General features: G+C 44.0%; 8 protein-coding genes. All 8 read left to right on the top strand.

The genetic code is table 11. From position 1 onward, the window contains the following. Nucleotides 1-112: 112 nt before the first annotated feature. Nucleotides 113-964 (top strand): hypothetical protein, encoded by an 852-nt coding sequence (locus AC0IYG_RS00325; protein WP_471709045.1) that lies wholly within the window; start codon nt 113-115, stop codon nt 962-964. Nucleotides 965-1128: 164 nt separating this feature from the next. Further along, a complete protein-coding gene (locus AC0IYG_RS00320; RefSeq protein WP_471709044.1) occupies nt 1129-1431 on the top strand; it encodes a hypothetical protein in 303 nt (100 codons plus the stop codon). Beyond that, nucleotides 1391-1867: an outer membrane beta-barrel protein gene (locus AC0IYG_RS00315; RefSeq protein ID WP_471709043.1), complete on the top strand. Its 477-nt coding sequence runs from the start codon at nt 1391-1393 to the stop codon at nt 1865-1867. The genes AC0IYG_RS00320 and AC0IYG_RS00315 overlap by 41 nt, the downstream gene beginning before the upstream one ends. After that, nucleotides 1836-2723, top strand: coding sequence for an outer membrane beta-barrel protein (locus AC0IYG_RS00310; RefSeq protein WP_471709042.1), 888 nt, complete (start codon nt 1836-1838; stop codon nt 2721-2723). The genes AC0IYG_RS00315 and AC0IYG_RS00310 overlap by 32 nt, the downstream gene beginning before the upstream one ends. Nucleotides 2724-2768: 45 nt before the next feature. After that, the gene (locus tag AC0IYG_RS00305) at nt 2769-3494 is read left to right on the top strand and encodes a GLPGLI family protein (protein ID WP_471709048.1); all 726 of its coding nucleotides are present in this window, start codon (nt 2769-2771) and stop codon (nt 3492-3494) included. A gap of 186 nt (nt 3495-3680) precedes the next feature. Beyond that, nucleotides 3681-4568, top strand: a complete 888-nt coding sequence (locus AC0IYG_RS00300) for an OmpA/MotB family protein (RefSeq protein ID WP_471709041.1) — start codon at nt 3681-3683, stop codon at nt 4566-4568. Between the two features lie 74 nt (nt 4569-4642). Next, nucleotides 4643-5596 (top strand): threonine ammonia-lyase, encoded by a 954-nt coding sequence (locus tag AC0IYG_RS00295; protein WP_471709047.1) that lies wholly within the window; start codon nt 4643-4645, stop codon nt 5594-5596. A 146-nt stretch (nt 5597-5742) separates the two neighbouring features. Further along, the gene (locus tag AC0IYG_RS00290) at nt 5743-6216 is read left to right on the top strand and encodes a hypothetical protein (protein ID WP_471709040.1); all 474 of its coding nucleotides are present in this window, start codon (nt 5743-5745) and stop codon (nt 6214-6216) included. The last annotated feature ends 46 nt before the right edge of the window (nt 6217-6262 follow it).

The raw sequence follows: 6262 nt of genomic DNA, 5'->3' as shown, positions 1-6262 counted from the left end.
CTACTGGATATGCGGCATATTGACGAGACTGTCGTATCCAGTCTCTAGTTTTCGCATTTATCGTGAAACGCTTTCGCGTTTTTCGTGCGCCGGCTTCAGAAGGTGCATTTGAGTGAAAAACCTGAAACGGGCGCAATATATTTTCAAAGTTTCATATGTCGGCTTTGTCCCTTACCAGGAAAATGTAAATCCAAAAGACGGCGATGTGACGGATCTGGGCAGAATGCGGATGAAAGTGCTGCAAAAGGAGCTTTACGAAGTCGTAATCAAAACAGCACGCGCGCCCCTCAGCATTAGGGGCGATACGGTCGAGTTTGACGCACGTGCATTTAAAGTGCCGCCAGGGTCAACCGTGGAAGACCTGATCCGCAAGCTGCCGGGCATGCAGGTGGACGCCGACGGGAACATTAAGGCGCAAGGCGAAGAAGTAAAACGTGTAACGGTTGACGGCAAGCGGTTTTTCGGAGACGACCCGAAAATGGCAACCAAAAACCTTCCGGCAGAAGCCATTAATAAAGTGCAGGTTTTTAACGGAAAAACGGAGCAGTCCAAAGTGACCGGCGTAGATGATGGAAAACGGGAAAAAACGGTCAATCTGGAACTGAAAGACAGCCATAAAAAAGGCGGTTTTGGAAAGGCAACCGCGGGCGTGGGAACGGATAAACGATTGGAAGGGAAAGTGAGCTACAACCGTTTTGATGACAAGCAGCAATTTGCTTTGCTCGGTTTCGGAAACAATACAAATCAATCAGGGATCGCCAGAAATGATTATCAGGATTTCAAAGGCAGCCAGTCGTTCAACTGGGGCGATGACGGTGACTTTGGTTTCAGCAGCGGCCGCTATTATCCAGCGAGGACGACACTACGATCCAGCCAAGCTGGGGCGGAGGCGGATCAGAAGGTTTCACCAAAAACTTTGCCGGCGGCGCCAATTATAATTATGACAACAAGAAAACAAAGCTGAGCACGAGTTACTTTTATAATCAAACTAAGGCGATAACCGACGTCTTTTCGCGCACAGAGAACTTCCTGACAAACGATTCTTACAGTTCGTTAGCGAATTCAAAGTCCATAGCATTTACAGGAAACCATCGTCCAAGCTTTCGTTTCGAGAAAAATCTTGACTCTTTGAACACCATAATTTTGATCAGTAATTCAAGGATCAATTCCGGTGATGAAGATTTTGACAGTTATCAGCAATCATTCCGCAATGAGGGCGTGGTGACGAACCAGTCGACTGTGAAGAATTTTAGCGAGTACAACTCGTTTGCGATGGCTGAACTCTGTCTCATTTACCGCCATAAGTTTAAGAAGAAGGGGCGGAATTTTGCAGCAAGCGTGGCGTATAACATTAATAATGCAGATGAAGATCAGGATTTGAATTCAAACAATGTGTTCTTCCAGGATCCAACGAGAAAACAGCATTATTAATCAGCTGAATGAAACGGAAAGCACTCGCGGGAACTTCAAAGGAAGCTTGTCTTACATTGAGCCGATTGCCAAGAAGTTTTTCTGGGAGACATTCTATAATTACAGCATGCGCAAAGACAAAGTGGACCGCGACGTGTTTGACGTTTCGGGCACTGAGCGCGAGGTAAACCAGGCATTGACCCGTTTCTATTCTAATGATTTTACTTACAACAGGGTAGGGACCAGCCTTCGTTATTCTAATAACGGCTTGAATCTTGCAGCAGGGCTTGCTGGGGTACAATTCGAGTTAAGAGGAAAATTTGCAGCAGATAAAGCCGCTGCCGATTTCATGCGTGTAAGCAAAAGCTATTTCACGCTTGTTCCTAATGTCTCGCTGAATTACGACCTGAAAAAACAACCGTTTTTTGTATGCGGAATACGGCTTGAATGTTCGTGAACCTTCGATCACCGATTTGCAGCCGATCGTGGATAACAGTAACCCGCTTTTCATTACAGAAGGAAATCCGGACTTGATCCCATCTGCAACGCACAGTATTTATGCAGGTTACAACATGTTTAATCCTGGTACTTTTGTTAATCTTTATTTGGGTCTTTCCTATAACTACAATGTAAACCAGATCGTCTACAACCGCACGGTGAATGTTGAAAACCTGATTACCACGACCAGACCGATCAACATTTCTGGCGGATACAGTTATGGCAGTTATGGGGGTTTTGGTTTCCCATTGAAGAAAACGAAAGCAACAATGAACCTGAATGCCAGTTACAATTATAGTAACAACATCACTTACATTAATGCGGTTGAGAACGAAACAAACACGAACAGCTATAATTTCGGGACACGCCTCGATCTGACACCGAGTGATGCATTTACGTTTTATGGAAATGCAAACTGGGGTTTCAGTAATTCGGAATATTCGATCAACACCAATCAAAACCAGAAGATATTTAATGCGACTTATGGTGCGGACGTGAACGCGAAAGGCCCGAGGGACATTTACTTCAATGCTCGTTTTAATTATCGTATTTACAAAAACGACCAGTTTGGCTTTGATCAAAAGTTGCCTATCCTGAACCTTTCAGTATACAAGATTATTTTGAAAAGCAAAAAGGGAGAGATCAGGCTGACTGCCAACGATGTGTTTAAGAAAAATCTGGGGGTAACTCAGAGCGTCAACCAAAACTTTTACACAGAAAGAAAAGTGGCGACATTGTCCAGATATTTTATGCTGAGCTTTACGTATAACATGCGCGGTGTGACGGCTTCCGTACGCCGTAACAACAATTTTTAATCATTGAAACAAAACCTATGAGAGCCGGAATTATAACAATGTTGTCTGCTAGTCACCGCGGTGTTTTACGCTGACGCCCAAAAATCGGAAGGAGAAATTACTTACGAGCGGGTTTTTCACTGGGCGCGGGTGTATTCTCGGCTCAGCTATATGAGCCAGGAAGAGAAGGACAGGATGAAATTGACCTGGGGAAATGATGATGAATCGAAGCAGGAAATGGCCCTGATCTTTAATGAAAAGCAGAGTTATTACAGTTATCCGAAAGTTGACGCATTGTCGGAAGGCGGTTATTCATGGACAAAAGAAGAGTTCAAAAGTTACCGTGATTACGAAAATGGAAAAATGACGGATCTGATTGCCATGCTCGGCAAGACGTACATTATTGAAGATTCGCTGCAAACGCCCAACTGGAAGGTAATGAACAAGATTAAAGAGGTCGCAGGATATATGTGTATGATGGCGGTTACGGAAGACACTGTGAAAGGTCAAAAAATAACCGCCTGGTTTGCTGACAACATTCCGGTCTCGGGCGGGCCACAGTTATACGGAGGCTTGCCTGGAATGATCCTCGAACTTGATGTGAATGACGGAGACATTGTCACAACCGCCAAAGAGGTGAAATTTAGACCGGTGACTGCCGAAGAGCTCGCGATGCCTAAAAAAATGAAAGGGAAAAAAATCAATAGCGAGAAATACAACGAGTTGATAAGTACGCATATTCGCGATAGCATTAAAGCACACCGTAATCCTTTCTGGGCGATACCCTATTAGTTTTTTATTAGAAATCTTCAAAATTGGTGAAAAAGGAAAGATTGTCTCGGCGATCTTTCCTTTTTTTGTACCTTTGCGACCTAAAGAGCCAGTGAGTTGCAAGGGTTTGGCTCGATATTTATGTTTACTTACTCACGTACCAATTTTTATACTTAACACTGTTGATCTAATTAACCACCCTTTATTATGAAAAAAACGCTTTTGGCCGTTGCTATGCTCTTTATTCTGGGCTCATGTGCGAGCAAGAAAAAGATGCTTACTGCGCAAAAACAAGCTAGTGAAATCCAAATTCAACTGGACAAAGCGAGAGCTGACCTGAACGATTGCGACAGCAGAACTGCCGGACTTAACAATGATTTGAAGGCAAAAAACGATGAGCTAACCAGTAAAAATGCAAAATTGAAAGAACTGGAAGAGCAGGTTGAGTTCCTTAAGAAAAACAACAATAATCTGCTTGACCGCATGTCTGACCTTTCGGTTATAAGCAAAGAAGGTTCTGAAAGCATTAAGAAATCGTTGGCCATGATGGATGCGCAAGGCATGCAAATCCGCGATTTGAATTCAAGCATTCAGAAAAAAGACTCGTTAAATATGGCGCTTGTCCTGAACCTGAAACGTTCATTGGCAGATGTTAGCGACGAAGATGTTCAGATTGAGGTTAAGAAAGGCGTTGTTTACGTGTCACTTTCTGACAAAATGTTGTTCAAATCGGGAAGCTCTGTCATTAATACACAAGCTGAATCGGTTTTGAGCAAGGTTGCTAAAATCTTGAACGACTACAAAGAAATCGAAATCCTGATCGAAGGACACACGGATAATGTGCCTATCGCGACAGATAAAGTTGCTGATAACTGGGATTTGAGCGTATTGCGTGCGACATCTGTTGCGCGTACACTTCAAAAGAAATATGGTGTTGAGCCAGTTCGCATGATCGCTGGTGGCCGTGGCGAATATTTACCCAAAGTGGCAAATGATTCTGCGCCAAACCGCAGCTTGAACCGTCGTACGGAAATCATCATTACTCCTAAATTGGATCAATTCTTCAACCTTTACACGCCAAACGCTGGCAAGTAATTGTTTGATCGCAGATCTTAGAAGAAGCCCGTCAGAAACGACGGGCTTCTTTTGTAAACACCAAAACAATGATCATGTCCGAGCATGTTCCAAACCGGGAAACCATCGAGAAAGCGCACCAGCGCGTGGCTCCCTACATTCATCACACGCCCGTTTTGACATCCAGCTTTTTGGATGATCTATGTGACGCGCAGCTGTTTTTTAAATGTGAAAATTTGCAGAAAATTGGTGCTTTTAAGGCGAGAGGAGGTTTGAATGCAATCCTTTCATTGACTGAGGACCAGTTAAAGAATGGCGTAACGACACATTCAAGCGGAAATCATGCGCAAGCAATCGCGTTTGCAGCAGCCAAAGTGGGAGCGAAGGCTTACATTGTGATGCCCGACAATTCCCCGCTAGTTAAAATCCGCGCCGTGGAGGGTTATGGCGGTCAAATCACTTTTTGCAAAAACACGCCTGAGGAACGCGAAAGCACGGTGCAGGAAATCATTAAGCAAACGGGTGCAACATTCATTCATCCGTTCAACAATTATGAAGTGATTGCCGGACAAGCTACCGCTGCGAAGGAACTGATCGAAGAATTGAATCACGAGCTAGATCTGATCTTCGCGCCCGTTGGAGGCGGGGGACTTTTGAGCGGAACAGCATTGGCAGCACATTATTTTTCACCGGGAACGAAGGTTTACGCCGGCGAGCCGGAGGGCGCAGCGGATGCGGTGCTTTCGTTTAGAAGTGACAAAATTGAAAAAGCGCCTTATGTAAAAACGATTGCGGATGGGCTCCTAACTTACCTGGGCGACAAGACATTTCCGATCATTAAGCAGTATGTTTCGGATGTTCTGACGGTTTCGGATGAGGAGATCATTGAAGCAATGCGTTATCTATGGGAACGCATGAAGTTGGTTGTGGAGCCATCCGGTGCAGTGTCTTTGGCTGCATTTATCAAAAACAAGGAACATTTTAAAGGTAAAAAAGTCGGTATCATTCTCACCGGAGGAAATGTGGATCTTGGAAAACTGCCTTTCTGAGGCTGCATTTCGCTTTTTTTGATGAAAAGGATAATATATTTGAAGCCGGATATGCGGTTAACTCTGCATTGCCGTTATTCAGTAGAAAAATGCCGCACTCCGGCTTATTTGTTGTATTGAATGTTATTTACTCTTAAAGTGAAAGTATGAAAAAGCTGATTTTTTGCTGCCTGGTAATTTTTATGGGTGCCTGCAAAGATAAAGACGATGTAGAACCAGAAGTAGATTACGCACCGGAATATGTAGGAAGCTATGGAACGCTGGTTGTAGATGGGACCACAACAACCCAAAACGATTGGACGATTACGACAAGTGGCAAGAATAGAATTGGAATCGTTTATGTCAGAAACATCAAAGTTTCCATTGCCGGCACATCATTCACGATTGTTCAGGAGTATAACCTGACTGACATTGAAACCGGTAAGGACTCGTTTTCGATCAACCAAACCGTTGACGTGAAACAGAGCACTGGCGAGCCGCTTAAACACAAAGTGGAAGGCATAGCAGCAAAGTCGACCGGCGCGAATGGCATGACTCAGCTGAACATTAATATGAAAATCTCCAATCCATCATCCGGAGAAGCTTCCTACGAAGGTTATCTGGAATTCAAGAAGAAATAAGCATTAGCATTATTTAAAAACGAAGAAAGCGATCGGCCAGCCGATC

Source organism: Dyadobacter sp. AC419 (assembly GCF_979253085.1).
This window is presented reverse-complemented; position numbering and strand designations above follow the sequence as displayed.

Bases quoted from the DNA above. Each gene is read 5' to 3' on its own strand.
- AC0IYG_RS00315 (WP_471709043.1), top strand. From the start codon at position 1,391: ATGTGTTCTTCCAGGATCCAACGAGAAAACAGCATTATTAATCAGCTG.
- AC0IYG_RS00300 (WP_471709041.1), top strand. From the start codon at position 3,681: ATGAAAAAAACGCTTTTGGCCGTTGCTATGCTCTTTATTCTGGGCTCA.
- AC0IYG_RS00295 (WP_471709047.1), top strand. From the start codon at position 4,643: ATGTCCGAGCATGTTCCAAACCGGGAAACCATCGAGAAAGCGCACCAG.
- AC0IYG_RS00290 (WP_471709040.1), top strand. From the start codon at position 5,743: ATGAAAAAGCTGATTTTTTGCTGCCTGGTAATTTTTATGGGTGCCTGC.